Origin of the sequence: Roseibium marinum, assembly GCF_002906165.1 — a bacterium.
Taxonomy (GTDB): domain Bacteria; phylum Pseudomonadota; class Alphaproteobacteria; order Rhizobiales; family Stappiaceae; genus Roseibium; species Roseibium marinum.
Genome location: NZ_PPCN01000001.1, coordinates 940,463 through 957,361, shown reverse-complemented (window position 1 = coordinate 957,361; position 16,899 = coordinate 940,463). Strand labels below are relative to the sequence as shown.

The window sequence follows — 16,899 nt, the reverse complement described above, 5'->3', positions numbered from 1 at the left end:
AGCAACACGGATACTCCCGGATCGATTCCGTTCGAGTGTCTGCTGATCTAGGGCGTGTCGCGTTTGAGCGGATTCATGGATTTAGGAGAACGCCCGAGGCAGCGTTTGCATTGCAAATGCGTTCGGGCGATTTCCTGGATTCAATTTAACGCGACGCGCTTTAGAAGGCGTTCATCTGCATCACCTGCATGACAGCGGGCGACATGATGATGAAGAACAACACGGGCAGGAAAAACAGGATCATCGGGACGGTCAGTTTCGGCGGCAGCGAAGCCGCCTTCTGCTCCGCCATGAGCATGCGCTGGTCGCGGGTGTCGTCCGCCATCGTACGGATGGCCGACCCCACCGGCGTCCCGTAGCGTTCGGCCTGAATGAGCGCCATCATCACGTTCTTGACACCGTCCACGCCTGTGCGCTTGGAAAGATTTTCATATGCCTGCCGCCGTTCGCTCAGATAGGAGAGTTCCGCGGTGGTCAGGGACATTTCCTCCGCCAGGTCGATGGACTGTATGCCCACCTCCTCCGCGACCCGCTGGAACGCACCTTCGATCGACATCCCCGATTCAACGCAGATCAGCATGAGATCGAGGGCATCCGGCCAGGCTCTTTGAATCGACAGCTTGCGCTTGTCGATCTTGTTTTTCAGATAAAGATTAGGCACGAACGCACCAAGCCCGGCGATGGCGATGCAGAAGCAGATTTTCGAGATTGCCGGAAGCGTTGCCGGCAACACCAGAAACGCGTAGGTGATCGCGAATAAGAAAATGACACCGGGCAATGCGATGCGCGCCGTCAGAAAGTAGTAAAGCGGCGCAGAACCACGGAAACCGGCCATGCGCAGGCGTTCGACCGTGCTTTCGTCCGACAGCATTTCCTTCAGGTTCAGCCGGTCGACGAAATTTTTCATTTTCGCCTTCGGCTGATTGCGCAGGGACGCCCTTGCATCGGACTGGCTGGCCTGAAGGCGCGCTCTTTCCCTGGCCCGCAATTTGTCGCGCTCAAGGGCGACAGATTTCATCCGGGTCTTCAAGGCGTTGCGTGAAAACATCGGCCACACCAGGGAGAAGATCGTTCCCGAGACGGCGACCATTGCAAGCAGGGCCGCAAGGAATTGTGTTGAAGCGATCGTTTCGAGATTCATGCTGTCCCTCGTCAGAAATCGAAGTTGATCATGGCGCGCATGACCATGATGCCGAGGAACATCCAGAACAGGCACCCGGCGATAATGATGTTGCCGGTGGTCGTTGTGAACAGCAGCATGATGTAGTCGGGGGAGATCAGGAAAATGATCCCGCCAACGAAAAAAGGCAACGCTCCGATGATCGCCGCGGAGGATTTGGCTTCCGAACTCAAGGCCTTGATCTTGCCCTTCATGGCCTTGCGGCCACGCAGCACCCTGGACAGGTTATTGAGCGCTTCCGCGAGACCGCCGCCCGCTTTCTGCTGGATGGCGACAACGATCGCGAAAAAATTCGCTTCGGCAACGGGAACCCGATCCGGCAGTTTGGCAACCGCTTCGCCGAGCGAGATCCCCATCACCTGGGTTTCCGTAATCTTGCGGAATTCGGTGGCAACAGGTTCCCGGGATTCCCGCGCGACCACCTTGATGCAGTCGCCGAGAGGCAAACCGGCTTTTACGCCTCGCACGATGATATCCACTCCGTTGGGGAGTTCGTTCAAAAAGGCATCGAACCGGCGCTTGCGCTTGTTGGACACGTACCAGCGCGGAAATCCCAGAGCGCCCGCGAATGTCAGGCTGGCGATGATGAGCAGGTTGCTGCTGACAAAAAAACCGATCACCAGAAAGACGAGGCCGCAAACAACGCTGAAGATGATGAAATGCTTGATTTCCCAGGTCAGACCCGCCTGTTCCATTCGGACCTTCAGGGAAATTTTCTGCTGCTTGTGCTGCTTGGCTTTCTGCCGGTCGTCGAATTCCTTCAGCTGGTCCTGGATGGACCTCCTGCGGCGGTCGTTATCGCGCAAATGCTTGCGCTGCTTTTCACTTTGTGGGCGTTCCGCCACCGCCTGCAGTCTCTGGTCGCGCCGCTTGCTTCCGGACAACATCGGCTGGAAGAGGCTGAAAATGACGCCTCCGACCGCGAGCATCACCAGCACCGCGATTGCGAGGCCTGTAACCTGTGGGGTAATCAGTTCTTCAAGTCCGGACATTTTTGCCTCAATCCGCTACATATTCGGGCATCTCTGAAGCATCCAGAGCCTGGGCCAGACGGGCTTCCTCGCCGAAGTAACGCGCGCGCTCCCAGAATCTCGGCCTGCCGATACCGGTGGAGCGGTGCCGTCCGATGATCCGGCCGTTCGCGTCTTCGCCGACCATGTCGTAAAGGAAGACGTCCTGGGTGGTAATGATGTCGCCTTCCATGCCCATGACCTCGGTGACATGGGTAATCCGCCGGGAACCGTCGCGCAGGCGGGCAGCCTGAACCACCACATCGATCGAAGAGACGATCATTTCCCGAAGGGTTCTGGAGGGCAGCGAAAAACCGCCCATGGTGATCATCGATTCAAGTCTGGACAGAGCCTCGCGCGGCGAGTTGGCGTGAAGCGTGCCCATGGAGCCGTCATGGCCGGTGTTCATCGCCTGCAGCAGGTCGAAGGCTTCCGGTCCGCGCACTTCGCCGACGATAATCCTCTCGGGACGCATACGCAGGCAGTTCTTGACCAGGTCACGCATGGTGATCTCGCCCTCGCCTTCAAGGTTCGGCGGGCGTGTCTCGAGCCGGACCACATGCGGCTGTTGAAGCTGAAGCTCCGCGGAATCCTCGCAGGTGATGATGCGTTCGGTATGGTCGATATAGGCCGTCAGGCAGTTCAGCAGCGTCGTCTTGCCCGAGCCGGTACCGCCGGAAATCAGGACATTACAGCGCGAGCGACCGATGATCTGCAGTATCGTCGACCCTTCCGGCGTGATCGATCCGTATCTCACCAGTTGATCGAGGGTCAGCTTGTCGCGTTTGAACTTACGGATGGTAAGCGCCGGCCCGTCGATTGACAGGGGCGGTGCAATGACGTTGACGCGCGAACCGTCGGGCAGGCGCGCGTCACAGATCGGGCTCGATTCGTCGACCCGCCGGCCGACCTGGCTCACGATGCGCTGGCAGATGTTCATCAGCTGGGCATTGTCGCGGAAGGACACTGAGGTCTGTTCGACCTTGCCCGCGGTTTCGATATAGACCGTGTGCGCGCCGTTCACCATGATGTCGGCGATGTCATCGCGGGCCAGCAGAGGCTCCAGCGGACCATAGCCGAGCACGTCGTTGCAGATGTCCTCAAGCAGGTCTTCCTGCTCGGAAATCGACATGACGACATTCTTCAGGGCGATGATGTCATTGACGACATCGCGGATCTCGTCGCGGGCATCTTCCGCGTCGAGTCGGGCGAGCTGCGACAGATCGATCGCTTCCACCAGCGCGTTGAAGATCTGCGCCTTGGTCTCGTAATATTCGCTGTTCTTCTTGCGGGGTGGCGGAGCCGATTGCGCGGCTTCCTGCGCGAGGCCCGGAGCAGGTGCCTGGGTTGACGACTGGGCCGACGACTGGTCAGGAGCTGCCGGTTTTTCAGGTTCTGTCTGAACTGACGGCGGTGGTGCAGAGACCTCCGCACGGCTGTTGTCTTCGGCCGGCGCAGGCGCATCCTGCAGCCCCGGCACGTCTGCCGGCCGGACTGTCCGTACTCCGGATGATGAACTGCCACGTCTTCCAAACATAACGAACTATCTGCTCCGCTCAAGAACCGGTCAGCCGGCCCTACGTTTCAGCTTCGACAACAAGCCGCCGAGGCTCGACCTGGGTGACCTGCTCGGCTGCGCCTTGCCCGAAACGGACTGGGCCAGATCATCGAACATGCGCGTGATGGCATGCTTGCCATCCAGTTCGGCGATCATCTGCCCGTTGTTCGCCGCGGTGCCAAAGAGCTGCGGCTCGAAGGGGATCGACGCCTGGACCGTCAGTCCGAGCGCTCCGGCAAATTCATCCGGCTTGATTTCCGGCCTCTTGGGCATGTTGACCTTGTTCATGATCAGGTGAGGCGGACGGTCGTTCGGCCGCATCTGTTTCAGCATGTCGGCGGCGTTCTTGGCATTGCGCAGATTGGCCAGGTCCGGCTCCGCGACCAGCACGATTTCATCGACATTCAGCAGCGTGTTCTTGATCCAGGCGTTCCAGGCATGCGGCAGGTCCAGCACCACATGAGGCATGCTTGCCCGCATGGTTTCCAGGAGCAGTTCGAATGACTTTTCGCTCTGGTCGTAGGTCCGTTCCAGAGTCGCCGGCGCGGCGAGCAGGCTGAGATGTTCGCTGCATTTGGTCAGGATGCGGTCCAGATAGGTCTCATCCAGCCTTTCGGGTGAGGACACGGCTTCGAAAACCCCTTGCAGCGGGTCCTGATTGTAATCCAGGCCCGCCGTGCCAAAGGGCAGATCCAGGTCGGAGACAACGACTTCGCTCTCGAAGCAGCGCGCTAGCGACCAGGCGCCATTATGAGCGATTGTCGAAGCTCCGCAGCCGCCTTTGACACCATAAAAGGCAATCGTCCGGCCGAGAGGTTCCGCGTCGGGACTGGCGTAAAGGGTTCCGATCGAGGCGATCAATTGGAGCACGCTCATCGGGGTGATCAGATATTCGCTGACGCCCCGCGATATCAGGTCCCGGTAGAGCGTGACGTCGTTGACATCACCGACGACAATGACCTTCGTGCCCGCGTCGCAATATTCGGCCAGGTTATCAAGGCTGGCAATGAGATCTTCCTTGTGACCCGCCGTCTCCACGACAATCAGGTTCGGTGTCGGCGCTTGCGAGAAGATTTCGATCGCAGCCGGAATTCCGCCCGTATCAAGCTTCAGATGGGCCTTGGCCAGCCGGCGGTCTTCCATCGCCGCTTCCGCGACACGCATGGACGATTCGTTCAGGAAAAATCCGTGAATCGTGATGCGCGGAATGGGACCGATCTGGATGGCCTCATCGTTGACGGCAAACTGCTGTTCATCAGGCAGCGACATGGTATCCAAATGGCCGGCCATTTCTCTCAAGTCTGGATTTGCACTCATATCTTCACCTATTCAGAGACCTGGGCGCCGACGCCTTCCTGATAGTCCCCGGCTGTCACGTCACCTTTTCTGTAGTTTTCGATGACAACCGCCCGCCGTGCCTGATCGGCCGGCGTCATGGCTCTTGGCGTCAGGAGGTCGGACGGATTTTCAACCATCGCGGCGAGGTTGGACTGGGTCGCACAGCCGAAATTCTCGTATTCGGTGTTCTCGCCAAATCCGCTGCCGCCGATATTCCTGGGCCAGCTGCCGCAGGAGCCGGCGGTCGCCTGCATCCTTGCGTAGGAAAGCCGGATCGGGGCATCGGCCGCCCGGTCGTTGACCGCATAGGTGCGCGTGCTGATCTGCGAGCGGCCGAGACCGCCGCGCTGCAGCGCGGCGCGGATATCGCCGGAAATCGCATGGACGGCGGATTCATTCGCTCCGCCGGAGGGAACGAGTATCTCGACCGCGCCGTCGCCCTTGCGCCGGCTATTCACCGCAAACGCCGTGATCGTGTCTTCGACCGGTCCATAAAGCCGGCGCGTGTTACGGCCGATCGGCAGATCGAGGGTTTCCGGTTCTTCGGTAATGACAATGGGGTGTCTCAGCCGGTAGTCGTGCGACGCCAGCATCTGGCTTTGCGACTGCGAGCCCTGACAGCCGGCCATCACCAGGCATCCCAAAACGACAAGCGCGGATTTGGATGCTGCGGCAACCCGGACCGTATTGTTGGTATTCATCCGTCCGTCCTCACTTGTAGATAAAGCCGACCTGGCCGTGGTAGGTGCCTTCGACCGCATCACCGGCCGGACTGAAGATCTTGTTCAGCCGGTTCAGGAAAATCGTTTCCGCATCCGACGGCGGCATCAGGTTCTTGTCCGGCCGGACCAGTTTCTGAACCGCGACCGGCTGGACCACATAGGGCGTCACGAAGACGATAAGTTCCGTTTGCTTGCGCAGGAAATCGCGGCTTTTGAACAGGGCGCCAAGGATCGGAATCTGCATCAGGCCCGGAACGCCATCGACCGCCTGCTGATAGGATTCCTTCAAGAGGCCCGCCATCACCAGCGTACCGCCGGAAGGCAGTTCCATGGTCGATTCCGCGCGCCTGACCTTCAGCGCGGAGATCGTGATCCCGCCCGCCGAGACGGCACCGTCATTGCTGAGTTCGCTTACTTCCGTCTTGACCCGCAGGCTGATGCGTCCGCCGGACAGCACCACGGGAGTGAAATCCAGACCCACACCGAATTTCTTGAAATCGACGGTTACCTCGCCATTGTCCTGAGCGATCGGGATGGGAAACTCGCCACCGGCAAGGAAACTCGCGTTTTCGCCGGATATGGCTGTCAGGGTCGGTTCCGCCAGGGTCCTGACAACGCCTTCCCGCTGCAAGGCCTCGATCTGGGCGGCCAGGCTGGTCGTCCCGCTTGAAAAGCCGATCCCGGCGATCGCCTGGTTGACGATGGTCGGGTTAACTGTGAGTTCCGGCAGGTTCGACCCGAAAGGGGTGAAGTTCCCTGCACCTATAGACCCGGAGAACTGGACACCAAGCTGCTTGATGACCGAGCGTTCGACTTCCGCGACGGTTACTTTCAGATGGACCTGATCCTTGCCTTCGACGGTGATCAGGTTAACGATGTTCTGCGCGTTCCCGGAGCCTTGGAACTTCACCGCGATATCCGCGGCCTGCTGCGCCTCGATCGTGCTTTTCGCCGTTCCGCTCAAGACGACGTTGCCATTGACCGATTCGGCGTCGATGTTCGAACCCGGAATCAGCTTTCGGATGATCCGGGTCATGTCGGAAGTATCCCGCTCCACCCTGAGATCGAAGCTCGCCAGTTCACGGCCGCTGCGGCTGAAAAGGACAAGCCGGGACTGGCCGGCCGTATTGCCTATGACGAAGATCCGGCGCGGCGTTCGCAGAACCGCATCGGCGATCTCCGGATTGGACACGAGCACATCGGCCGCGTCTTCCGCCAGATTGACGACGACCGACCGGCCGACGCCGACATTCAGGATCCGTCCGCTCGCCCGCTCTCCGGCGGCGATGTGAACCTGGCTCGGGAAATTGCCCTCGGCCGCGGCAAAAGGCGTCGTCACGGTTAGCGCCGTGGCGAAAAACGCTGCGGCGGCCATGAACTTCTTAAGCTGGTTTATCATCGCGCCCCTCGCGCTGGACTTTCTTTTCATTACCGATGTCATCGCAAACCCGACTTGCTGGTCACGCCATATTTCACATAGCTCATGCCGCGGCGCTTATCGTTTTCCGGTTCCGCGTCGTCGGCCGAATCCTGGGCGCTGCGCAAGGCCAGGGAAATCGTTCCGATCTGCTGCGCCTGCGCCACGATCTCCGACTGAGTCAGAGTCAGCTCCAGGGTCGCGGTCTTTTTCGGAGAGAGGCTTTTCTTGTCCTGTTCGCCCGCAGTCGTGGTGTCGATCGCCAGAACACGGATGTTTTCCAGAATTGTCTCGCTGCTGACTCCGCTGTCGGATCTGCGCGTCAGAATCAGATCGACCTTGTCGCCGGGTAGAATGAAGCCGCCGGCCGTGGTCTCCGCTTCCACGCTCACCGCGCTGGCGCGTTTGCCCTTCGGCAGGATGGCGGACATGAAGCCCTTGTCGGTGCTGATCAGGCGTTCCGGGCGAATCGGTTCACCCGCGAAAATCGGAGCACGGGCGATCTGGCCCACATGCTCCTTGTTCGCCGCGGGAGAGGTTTTCTGCGTGACCGCCCCCTTGGGGATCACGTCCTCCGGCCACGGGGACCAGGACATATCGTCGGCCTTCAGCTTCCCGCCAAGCGGAATATCCTTGGCGGCCACCAGGACTTGAGCCTGCTTTCGCTCAACGGCCGGCGTCTGAGCAGTTTGCTGTTCCTGGTCATTTCCGCCGGACATCATGACCATGCGGAAAGCCAAAAACCCTGCAGCTACCGCAACTGCCAGTACTAAAAGTCGAGCGAATTTCATGACCTATACCCAATAATCCTGTGCGCAGATGCGCCATTCAATCTTAGAATGAGGGGTAATTAGTCAAAACATGGTTAACCAGATCTGGATGATTTTGGTTAACATTCATTAACTTTACTAAATGACTTCTTAAACCAACCGCATTTTGCGAAAAATCAGCTATCCGCAGGGCACGAAACCGAAGTACTCAGATAGTATGGAGGTGGTTTTTAAAGCCCCCGAGCGGCCAGTTGAAACCACTCGGTGGACGGATAAATCTTCAGACCGGCGGCCGCGATCGCGATACCATAAGGGATGCCGCCTCTGCGGTCGTGAAGCCGCGCGAACCAGTCCTGTGTCGCAAGGGCCACCGGCACGACTTCGATTTTCCGCAAGAAAAGGAGGCCAAAGGTAAGCACCATTCCATAAATGGAAACGAGGATGACGAAGGCGCCGAGTTCCGGTGTCAGTCCGATCCACAATGCGATGGCGCTGATAAATTTCACATCGCCTCCGCCCATCCAGCCGGCTGAGAAAAATCCGAAGCAGACGGGAAAGACCACAAGCAGGCCCAGCGCATGCATTCCCCAGTCGCTCAAGGGAAGTCCGGTTGCAAGAGCAAGACCGGCGAAACCGGCAATCAGGAGGATTGACACCCTGTTGCGGATCGTCATCGTCAAGAGATCCGATGCGCCGCCAAAGGCAACGAGCATCGGAAAGATCACCAGGATGGCCGCTTCAATCATCGCGTTACCGTTCAGTCCTTTTCATCTCCCTGAATCCTATCGCCCGATTGTTAATTTTTTGCGGACGTTCGCACTGTCGGTCTTCACCCAGAGCCTCGGATCTGTATTCAGACGAAAACGGATATAGTGCCCGCACACTTCAAGATTCATCGCTTTTGCGTTTCCAGAAGAGTGCGTCGGTATCAGAGTGATTCACAAAAAAACGGGCAGTGAACTGCCCGTTTTCTTTCGATGGTATAATCCAACGATCACGCCAGGCGATTAGCCGCCGGTTGCATCGCCACCCGTAGCATCACCACCGCCACCAGTCGTAGCAACAGCGCTATCAAGCTGTGTAGAAATGGAAGTGAACACGTCGGTCAGAGACCCACCGGTCAAGGTGACCGCGCCGATGATGACGATGGACAGCAGACCCGCGATCAGGCCGTATTCGATTGCAGTTGCGCCGGATTCGTCTTTGACGAAGCGCTTCAGAAGATTTTTCATATGTTTGCTCCAAGTACCACTGAACTGATAGCTTCAAGTCCTCTGGATCTTTTTCGGGTCCAATTGGACATGAGCTGACCCTAGAGTAAATAGCTTTCCAAGCAGTTAAATTTACCATCAGCTGCCTTTGTTTCGGTGGCAAATATAACTATAGTTAACGAAGCGTATAGATAAAATTTAATTAATACGATCTGATAATTTAATATAAAAATTAGAACTTCTTTCTTTTTTAAATTTGTTTTATTATTTTTAAAATATACGTTCACTTACTATCTTTTCTTTCCTAATATACTTCGAATGAAGCAAATCTCCAGTGCCCCATATTCAGGTGAACCATCAATTCTCCGTCCTGGATCGCGGACCAAATGTTTGCATTACCCGGTGAATACACCGCTGCCCTGCTCAACAACTCGGAGACTGCAAGGGCAGTGATTTACTCTTCTTGCTACCCGGCGTTAGCAGATCGTTCACTACGTCTACGGCATGATCTCGCAGGAAAAGTGGCATATGGAGTACTCATAAGCATGTTTTCGAACCTGATCAGATGGACTGGCGTGCTTGTGTTGGCGTTTCAGGCAGGCGCAGCGATGGCTGAGGACGGACCGGTCATGGTGACCGTCGACCGGGCCAAGGTGTTCCGTATCGAAGACGGTGCTTCCGCCGTCATCGTCGGCAATCCCTTCATCGCCGACGTGGCCATGTTCGACAAGAACACGGTCGTCATAACCGGCAAAAGCTACGGCACCACCAATCTCGTCATTCTGGATGCCGACAACAGACCGATCGTGGACGAGGAGATTACCGTCCGCGCTTCTGAAGACGATGTCGTCTCGGTTTACCGCAACGTCGAGCGGGAGACCCTTTCCTGCAATCCGATGTGCGAGCCGACGCTTCGCCTTGGCGATGACGTGGAAGCGTTTAATGAGGCCGCCGAACAGGCAACAGCGCGGAACGGCCTTGCGCTGGACGCGGCAGGCGGCGGTAAATAGGCGCGGCCATTTTACAATCGATCGACTTTTAGAGCTCCAATCGATTCCGGCTGGAGCTTTGTTGATCTAAACGGTTTTGCGGAGCGAACTCTTCATGCGCGGCAGGAAACGGCCCTTGTGGCCATTCAGACGCAAGAACAGCCGGTCGCTGCTTAAAGACAGAAGTGGCGTGACCGCGGTTGAATTCGCCCTGATCGCCATGCCCTTCTTTATCCTTTCGATCGGCATCCTGGAAGTCGGGCTTGTGCAGGTGGTCAACCGTATGGTCGACAACGCCGTCGTCAGTGCCGCAAGGATGATCAGGACGGGGCAGGCCCAGGAAGGCACGTTCACCGCGGATGAGTTCAAGGACGAGATCTGCGGCTTCCTGCCGGCTTTCATGTGCGACACCAACAGGATTTCCGTGGAAGTTGTCTCAGTGGACAGCTTTGCGGAGGCAACGGAGACCGACGATCTCTACGACGACGAAGGCGAAATTCGAGAGGACCTGCAGTTCGTGACCGGCGGGGCAAGCGAAATCGTCGTCATGCATGTCATCTTCAAATGGCCGATGATCATGTCCAATCTCGAACTCTATCCTGAAGACCGTGGCGGCCTCCGTCATCTCACCTCGACCATGGTGTTTCGTAATGAACCCTGGGAATAGTTTCATGGCTTCGTCACTTCGCAAAATTCCGGTCTTCCTGCATGGGTTCTGGCGTGACCGGAGCGGGGTTTCGGCGACGGAGTTCGCGCTGATCCTGCCCTTCATGCTGATTATCCTGATAGGAATGACGGAACTTTCAGGCGCCATCAACGCGGACCGGAAAGTCAGCCGCATCGCGAACGCGACTACCGACCTGGTGGCGCAGTCCCAGACCCTGAGCCCCGCTGAACTGGATGACATTCTGGCCCTGGGCGGAAAGATCCTGGCGCCCTATCCGGACGACACCCTGGACACCATCATTTCAAGCATCACCTTCGACGAAGACGGCGATCCGACTGTCGACTGGAGCTATGACAGCGACAAAGGCACCCCCTGGCCCGCAGGATCCGCCCCACCGATCACCTTGCCGGATACCGTCGCGGCCCCGCTGACCTCGATCGTCCTCGCGCAGAGCACCCTGGTCTACTCGCCGCCGTTTTCGGGGCTTCTCACAGAGGCTTTCCCTCGCCTGGCCACCTACACCCTGCAGGACATTTTCTATCTGCGTCCACGCCTGACCGACAAGGTAAAATGCCCGGCCTGCTGAAGCCTCACGCGGCGTCATAGTAACTCTCCCGTATTTGTTCCGTCGTATAATGCGGCTAACCTCCTCTTCCATTGCTGCGTTGCAATATGGATTTTTCAGTCAGGGATTGCGAAGCCGATGGCGACGAACAAGACTTATGAGCAGATTGCGGTTGGCGACACGGCGGAGATTGTCCGGGAGTGTTCTTCCAACGATCTTCTGGTCTTTGCGCATGCCTCGGGAAACCACAACCCGATCCACCTGCCGGATACGGACTGGACCGGAGACGGTCACATCGACAAGCCGGTCGCCCCCGCCATGTGGGTTGGCGGCCTTGCATCGGCTGTCCTCGGCAACATCCTTCCCGGGCCCGGCACGGTCTACAAGTCGCAGTCCTTTCGTTTCCTGGAAGGCGCGGCCGTCGGCGACAAACTGCATGTGAAGGTCACGGCGCGGGAAAAACACCCGGGCAACATCATCGTCTTCGATCTCTCCGTAACGCGCGACGACGGAACCAGTCTGGTGGAGGGAGTGGCGGAAGTCGCCGCCCCGACCGAGACCATCGAATTCGATTCCAGCAATCTGCCGGCGATTCTCGTTCAGCGGCACCGGCATTTCAACAGGATGATAGAACTGGCGAAAACCCTGCCGCCCCTGTCGACGGCGGTTGTTGCTCCGGACGATGCCAACTCGCTCGAAGGCGCGCTGATGGCGGCCCGTGAAGGTCTTATCCGGCCGATCCTGATCGGTGCGCGAAACCGGATCGCGCAAGCGGCCGAGGAACTGGGTGAAGATCTCGGCGCGGTTGAACTGATCGACATCGAGGATGAAACCGAAGCCGCCGGGCGGGCCGTCGCGATGGTTCACGAGGGCCGCGTCGAGGCCATCATGAAGGGTCACCTTCATACGGACCATCTGCTTCACCACGTGGTCAAGCGGGATGGCGGCCTTAGAAGCCGGCGGCGCATCAGCCATGTCTTCGTCATGGATATTCCGGGACGGAAAACGCCTGTCCTGATCTCCGACGCGGCCATCAACATTTCGCCGGACCTCAATACCAAGGTGGATATCACGCAAAACGCCATCGACCTTGCGCTGGCGCTCGGTCTCGAGATGCCGCGGGTCGGCATCCTGTCCGCCATTGAAACCGTGAACCCCCTGATCCCATCCAGCCTGGACGCGGCGATCCTGTCAAAAATGGCCGAACGCGGTCAGATCACGGGGGCCATCGTCGATGGTCCGCTGGCGATGGACAACGCGATCGATGTCCAGGCGGCCCGTTCGAAGGGGATCACGTCGCTGGTCGCCGGCCATGCGGAAGTGCTGATCGTTCCAAATCTCGAATCGGGCAACATGCTGGCCAAGGAACTGACCTTCATTGCCCACGCGGAAGCCGCCGGGCTGGTGATCGGCGCCAAGGTACCGGTCATGCTGACCAGCCGGGCCGACGACAGCCGCGCCCGGCTGGCGTCCTGCGCACTCGCGCTTCTCTACAAGCACTGGCAGGCTACCGGCGCTCCCGCGGGTATGTTCGACCGCGAAGGAGAGTGATCATGGCACCGGTCATCCTGGTCCTGAATTCCGGCTCGTCTTCCATCAAATACACGCTGTTTTCAGGCGATGCCGTCCAGCTCAACGGACAGATTTCCGGTCTCGGCGCGCAGCCGCATATCTCGCTGAAGTCACATGTCACGGGCACCCGGGTCGACCGGGCCCTGAGTGCCGTGGAAGGCAGTTCCCACGCGGCAGCGCTCGCCGCACTGCTGCCGAGCCTGGAGCAGGAGCTCGGCGGACAGGGCGTGGATGCGGTCGGTCACCGGGTGGTCCATGGCGGTGTGTCCCTGACGGCCCCGGTGCGCATCACCGGCGAGGTGATGAGGGAACTCAAAAGGCTGGAGCCGCTTGCCCCGCTGCATCAGCCGCATAATCTGGCGGGCATCGAAGCGGCGCGCGCCGCCTTTCCGAAAGCCTTGCAGAGTGCCTGTTTCGACACGGCGTTCCACCGCAATCATCCCTGGGTGAACGACACTTTCGCCCTGCCGCGACCGCTTTACGAGGAAGGTGTGCGCCGCTACGGGTTTCATGGCCTCTCCTACGAATATATCTGCACCTATCTGAAGCAGACCCGGCCGGACCTATACGCGGGCCGGCTGGTGGTGGCGCATCTGGGCAACGGCGCTTCCATGTGCGCCATCCGCGACGGACAGAGCATCGGCTCGACGATGGGATTCACCGCCCTGGACGGTCTGCCGATGGGCACGCGTTGCGGCCAGCTCGATCCCGGTGTGGTGCTTTATCTTCTCACCACAAAGGGCATGACGCCTGAGGAGGTCTCCGATCTCCTCTATAAGGAGTCCGGCCTGAAGGGTCTTTCCGGCATCAGCCAGGACATGCGCACGCTGACGGAAAGCGATGACCCGAAAGCGACGGAAGCAATAGATTATTTCGTCTTCCGCATCCGCCGGGAACTCGGTGCGATGGCGGCAGTGCTCGGCGGTCTCGATACACTGGTCTTCACCGGCGGCATCGGCGAGAATTCCGTCCTTGTCCGCAGCAAGGTCTGTTCGGACCTTGAATGGCTCGGACTGATGGCCGACGAGGCAAAAAACCGGGATGGCGCCGAAGACATTTCCGCGGAGCGCTCAAGGACACGGATCCTGGTCATACCGACCAACGAAGAGGAAATCATCCGGCGGCACACGGAAAAGCTGCTGAGCGCCGAAACGATTTCAGCCTGATCCCTATCCGCCGGAAGGGTCGAGGAGAGCGGCGAAATCGTCTTCATAGGTCCGCAGGACCGGACGGTAGTCCCCATGCACCACAGGCTCGAAACCTCCCGGCAAATCCGGCTCGATTGCCAGATAGGCGTCCGGAGCCTCCCGGCGCAGGTCCATCAGTCCGGCCCGCACGCGCCGTTTCAAGGCGTCCGGCAAATCCGTCCGCAGGCTGTGCGCGGAATAGGGGATCGGCGGGGACCGCCAGACGATTTCAAGATCCTTGAACCCCGGTCCGCCGGCAACGTAATAATCATTGAGCGTGCCGGCGGTATAGCCGGTCTTGGCTTCTCCGGCGAGAGTCGACCAGGCTAAGGAGGACTGAACCCGGCCGTCGAGCACTGCCCTCAAACCTTCCAGCGGGTCCCGGACTTCAACAAGCGTGCTGAAATGCGTGCGCGCGTTTATACCGTCCGCGGCAAGATTGGCGAGCGGCACACGGTATCCGGTCACCGCCTGTCTGGCGCCCACAGCCAGCCGGGTGCCCGCGAGATCCGCGAGCGAGGACTTTTCAGGGCCGCGTCTTGCGACCAGGATGGCGTAGAACCGGGCCGGAAAATCATCCGGGCCGGCGGTGACAAGCGGTTCCACGCATGCGCACAACTCATGTGCCGCCGCATAGGCGGAGGGCGACAGCCGGACGTAGTCGATCCGGCCGGAGGCAATCGCCTCGACAGCCTCGCCCATTGTCTTCAGCAGGAACAGGTCCACCGGCAGGTCGGCGATTTCCTCCAGAGCGAGGCGAAACGGCTCCACCCGCTCACGCGCGCCTTCGTCGGCGGCAACGATAACCCCGAGACGCAGCCTCTCCGGCATGTCGCCGCCGTCCCGCGCGTCCGCTGTCATTGGCAGCCAGACAAGAGCAAAGGCAAGGAGAATCATCCGGACGCAGTTTTTCAGCGGCGTCACAAATCCGACATAACCTTCTGAGACGACTTGCAAATTCTTTTCCTGTCTGTCTGCATTCATCCGCCAGCAACATCGGACAAGTTCATGAGCGATCTTATCACGACCGTGGTTTTCGATATAGGAAATGTCCTGATCGAATGGAACCCCGACTACCTGTACCGTCAGCTCATTCCCGATCCGCTTGAGCGGAAAACCTTCCTGGAAACGGTCTGTACGGCGGAGTGGAACCAGCAACAGGATCTCGGCCGCTCCTGGAGCGAAGCGGTGGAGACGCTTTCCCGCCAGCATCCGGACAAGGCGGAGCTGATCGCCGCCTATGACCGTCGCTGGCATGAGATGGTTCCGGGAGAAATTCCGGGCACCGGCGACATTCTTGCCCAGCTCAGGGAGCGCGCAGTTCCGCTCTATGCCATCACCAATTTTTCGACCGGGAAGTTCAACGAGGCGCGGACACGGTTTCCCTTCCTGAAAACCAGTTTTCTGGACGTTGTCGTCTCCGGGGAGGAAAAGCTGATCAAACCCGATCCAAGGATTTACGAGGTCCTCTTCGAGAGGAACGGGCTCGATGCACGGACGTGCTTCTTCATTGACGATTCCGGGCCCAATGTGGCCGCGGCCCGCAATGCGGGAATGAGCGCACATCATTTCAAGAATGCCGCCGCTCTGCGCCGCGAGCTGACCGGGCTGGGTCTGCTCGCCGCCTGACGGACGATCTCGTCAACCTCTATTCAAGTAAACGTCAGCCGGCAAAGCCCTCAAGGACGTTAACGCAATTGGTGCCGAGCGCGTCGATGGCATAACCGCCTTCCATCACGAACATGGTCGGCACGCCGACCTTCGCAAGACGCTCGCCAAGGCGGAGATAATCCTCGCTTTTGAATTTGAACCCGGAAATGGGATCCCCTTCGAAGCAATCGAGCCCGAGGGAAACGATCATCGCCTCGGGCTTGTAGACCAGAAGCCAGCGGCAGGCTTCTTCAAGCGCCGGAGCATAGGCTTCCCAGTTGGTGCCAAGCGGCAAGGGCCAGTTGCGGGTGAACCCGGTTCCCGCATGTTCGCCGGTCTCGTCCGCGTATCCCAGATAATAGGGATACTCGTCTTTCGGATCGGCATGTATGGACAGGAACAGAATGTCCGGCCGGTCGTAGAACAGCGCCTGGGTACCGTTGCCGTGATGATAGTCCACGTCCAGGATGGCGATCCTGTTCAGGCCATTGTCGCGCAGATACTGAGCCGCCACGCCGGCGTTGTTGAAGAAGCAATAGCCACCCAGAAAGTCGAAGCCCGCGTGATGGCCGGGCGGACGGCATAACGCGAAGGCGGATTGCTCGCCATTCAACAGGAGTTGAGCCGCCGTCAGCGCGGTATCGGCCGAGGCGCGCGCCGCCTTGTAGGTATGCGCACCCAGCGGCGTGCCGGCATCCATCGAGTAGCGGCCGAGAAGGCCGTCAATGTGATTGATCTGCGTGTCCACCCTGAGCGAGCGGACGGGCCACACAAAGGGAAAGGCTTCACCGGAACGCCCCACGGCCGTCCACATCTGCCAGAAATTTTCCAGAAAGGCGACGTAATCGGGCGCATGCACGCGCTGGATATGCCGCAGTGGAAACTCCTCAGGGGCGATGACATCACCAACCTGCCGGTCCCTGACGGTTTTCAGCACGATTTCGGCGCGGGCCGGTATCTCCACCGCCGGCTTCAGTTCTCCGTCGGAAATTTCCTGCGCCGGTGCGTGCGCAAGCTGGGTCTCTGAAAAAACCGTCTTCACACGCCTGCCCCCAGTCCCCTT

General features: G+C 59.1%; 17 protein-coding genes. 6 read left to right on the top strand and 11 right to left on the bottom strand.

The features are described from left to right. Positions 1–160 precede the first annotated feature (160 nt). The 9 genes from CLV41_RS04490 to CLV41_RS04450 form a co-directional block, all read right to left on the bottom strand. Positions 161–1,141 carry a type II secretion system F family protein gene (locus CLV41_RS04490; RefSeq protein WP_103221023.1) on the bottom strand — a complete coding sequence of 327 codons (981 nt, stop codon included), beginning with the start codon at positions 1,139–1,141 and terminating at the stop codon, positions 161–163. 11 nt (positions 1,142–1,152) lie between these two features. Then, the gene (locus CLV41_RS04485) at positions 1,153–2,172 is read right to left on the bottom strand and encodes a type II secretion system F family protein (RefSeq protein ID WP_103221022.1); all 1,020 of its coding nucleotides are present in this window, start codon (positions 2,170–2,172) and stop codon (positions 1,153–1,155) included. A gap of 7 nt (positions 2,173–2,179) precedes the next feature. After that, positions 2,180–3,727 (bottom strand): CpaF family protein, encoded by a 1,548-nt coding sequence (locus CLV41_RS04480; RefSeq protein WP_103221021.1) that lies wholly within the window; start codon positions 3,725–3,727, stop codon positions 2,180–2,182. 30 nt (positions 3,728–3,757) lie between these two features. Further along, complete coding sequence (locus tag CLV41_RS04475) at positions 3,758–5,017, bottom strand: AAA family ATPase (RefSeq protein WP_235867051.1); 1,260 nt, start codon at positions 5,015–5,017, stop codon at positions 3,758–3,760. A 56-nt stretch (positions 5,018–5,073) separates the two neighbouring features. Next, positions 5,074–5,787: a CpaD family pilus assembly protein gene (locus tag CLV41_RS04470; RefSeq protein WP_103221019.1), complete on the bottom strand. Its 714-nt coding sequence runs from the start codon at positions 5,785–5,787 to the stop codon at positions 5,074–5,076. A gap of 10 nt (positions 5,788–5,797) precedes the next feature. Further along, entirely contained in the window at positions 5,798–7,207 is a 1,410-nt protein-coding gene (locus tag CLV41_RS04465) for a type II and III secretion system protein family protein (protein ID WP_208987267.1), read from the bottom strand. A 38-nt stretch (positions 7,208–7,245) separates the two neighbouring features. After that, positions 7,246–8,016: a Flp pilus assembly protein CpaB gene (cpaB, locus tag CLV41_RS04460; protein ID WP_103221018.1), complete on the bottom strand. Its 771-nt coding sequence runs from the start codon at positions 8,014–8,016 to the stop codon at positions 7,246–7,248. A 209-nt stretch (positions 8,017–8,225) separates the two neighbouring features. Further along, on the bottom strand, positions 8,226–8,741 hold the full coding sequence (locus CLV41_RS04455) for an A24 family peptidase (RefSeq protein ID WP_103221017.1): 516 nt from the start codon (positions 8,739–8,741) through the stop codon (positions 8,226–8,228). A gap of 261 nt (positions 8,742–9,002) precedes the next feature. Further along, on the bottom strand, positions 9,003–9,227 hold the full coding sequence (locus tag CLV41_RS04450; RefSeq protein ID WP_103221016.1) for a Flp family type IVb pilin: 225 nt from the start codon (positions 9,225–9,227) through the stop codon (positions 9,003–9,005). A 524-nt stretch (positions 9,228–9,751) separates the two neighbouring features. Between CLV41_RS04450 and CLV41_RS04445 the strand changes: the two genes are divergently transcribed. The 5 genes from CLV41_RS04445 to CLV41_RS04425 all read left to right on the top strand — a co-directional run bounded on the left by CLV41_RS04445 (position 9,752) and on the right by CLV41_RS04425 (position 14,165). Continuing rightward, positions 9,752–10,216 carry a pilus assembly protein N-terminal domain-containing protein gene (locus CLV41_RS04445; RefSeq protein ID WP_103221015.1) on the top strand — a complete coding sequence of 155 codons (465 nt, stop codon included), beginning with the start codon at positions 9,752–9,754 and terminating at the stop codon, positions 10,214–10,216. A 169-nt stretch (positions 10,217–10,385) separates the two neighbouring features. Then, positions 10,386–10,862 carry a TadE/TadG family type IV pilus assembly protein gene (locus CLV41_RS04440; protein ID WP_208987266.1) on the top strand — a complete coding sequence of 159 codons (477 nt, stop codon included), beginning with the start codon at positions 10,386–10,388 and terminating at the stop codon, positions 10,860–10,862. 4 nt (positions 10,863–10,866) lie between these two features. Beyond that, positions 10,867–11,448 carry a TadE/TadG family type IV pilus assembly protein gene (locus CLV41_RS04435; RefSeq protein ID WP_103221013.1) on the top strand — a complete coding sequence of 194 codons (582 nt, stop codon included), beginning with the start codon at positions 10,867–10,869 and terminating at the stop codon, positions 11,446–11,448. 117 nt (positions 11,449–11,565) lie between these two features. Continuing rightward, complete coding sequence (locus CLV41_RS04430; RefSeq protein ID WP_103221012.1) at positions 11,566–12,978, top strand: bifunctional enoyl-CoA hydratase/phosphate acetyltransferase; 1,413 nt, start codon at positions 11,566–11,568, stop codon at positions 12,976–12,978. Between the two features lie 2 nt (positions 12,979–12,980). Continuing rightward, entirely contained in the window at positions 12,981–14,165 is a 1,185-nt protein-coding gene (locus tag CLV41_RS04425; protein WP_103221011.1) for an acetate/propionate family kinase, read from the top strand. Positions 14,166–14,168: 3 nt separating this feature from the next. On the opposite strand, the gene CLV41_RS04420 is transcribed toward CLV41_RS04425, so the two are convergent. Continuing rightward, positions 14,169–15,143 (bottom strand): phosphate/phosphite/phosphonate ABC transporter substrate-binding protein, encoded by a 975-nt coding sequence (locus CLV41_RS04420; protein ID WP_208987265.1) that lies wholly within the window; start codon positions 15,141–15,143, stop codon positions 14,169–14,171. Between the two features lie 51 nt (positions 15,144–15,194). Here CLV41_RS04420 and CLV41_RS04415 point away from each other — a divergent pair, with 51 nt between their 5' ends. Continuing rightward, positions 15,195–15,815 carry an HAD family hydrolase gene (locus CLV41_RS04415; protein ID WP_103221009.1) on the top strand — a complete coding sequence of 207 codons (621 nt, stop codon included), beginning with the start codon at positions 15,195–15,197 and terminating at the stop codon, positions 15,813–15,815. A gap of 34 nt (positions 15,816–15,849) precedes the next feature. Here the strand turns inward: CLV41_RS04415 and CLV41_RS04410 are convergent, their stop codons facing one another. Then, positions 15,850–16,878: a histone deacetylase family protein gene (locus CLV41_RS04410; protein WP_103221008.1), complete on the bottom strand. Its 1,029-nt coding sequence runs from the start codon at positions 16,876–16,878 to the stop codon at positions 15,850–15,852. Positions 16,879–16,899 lie beyond the last annotated feature (21 nt).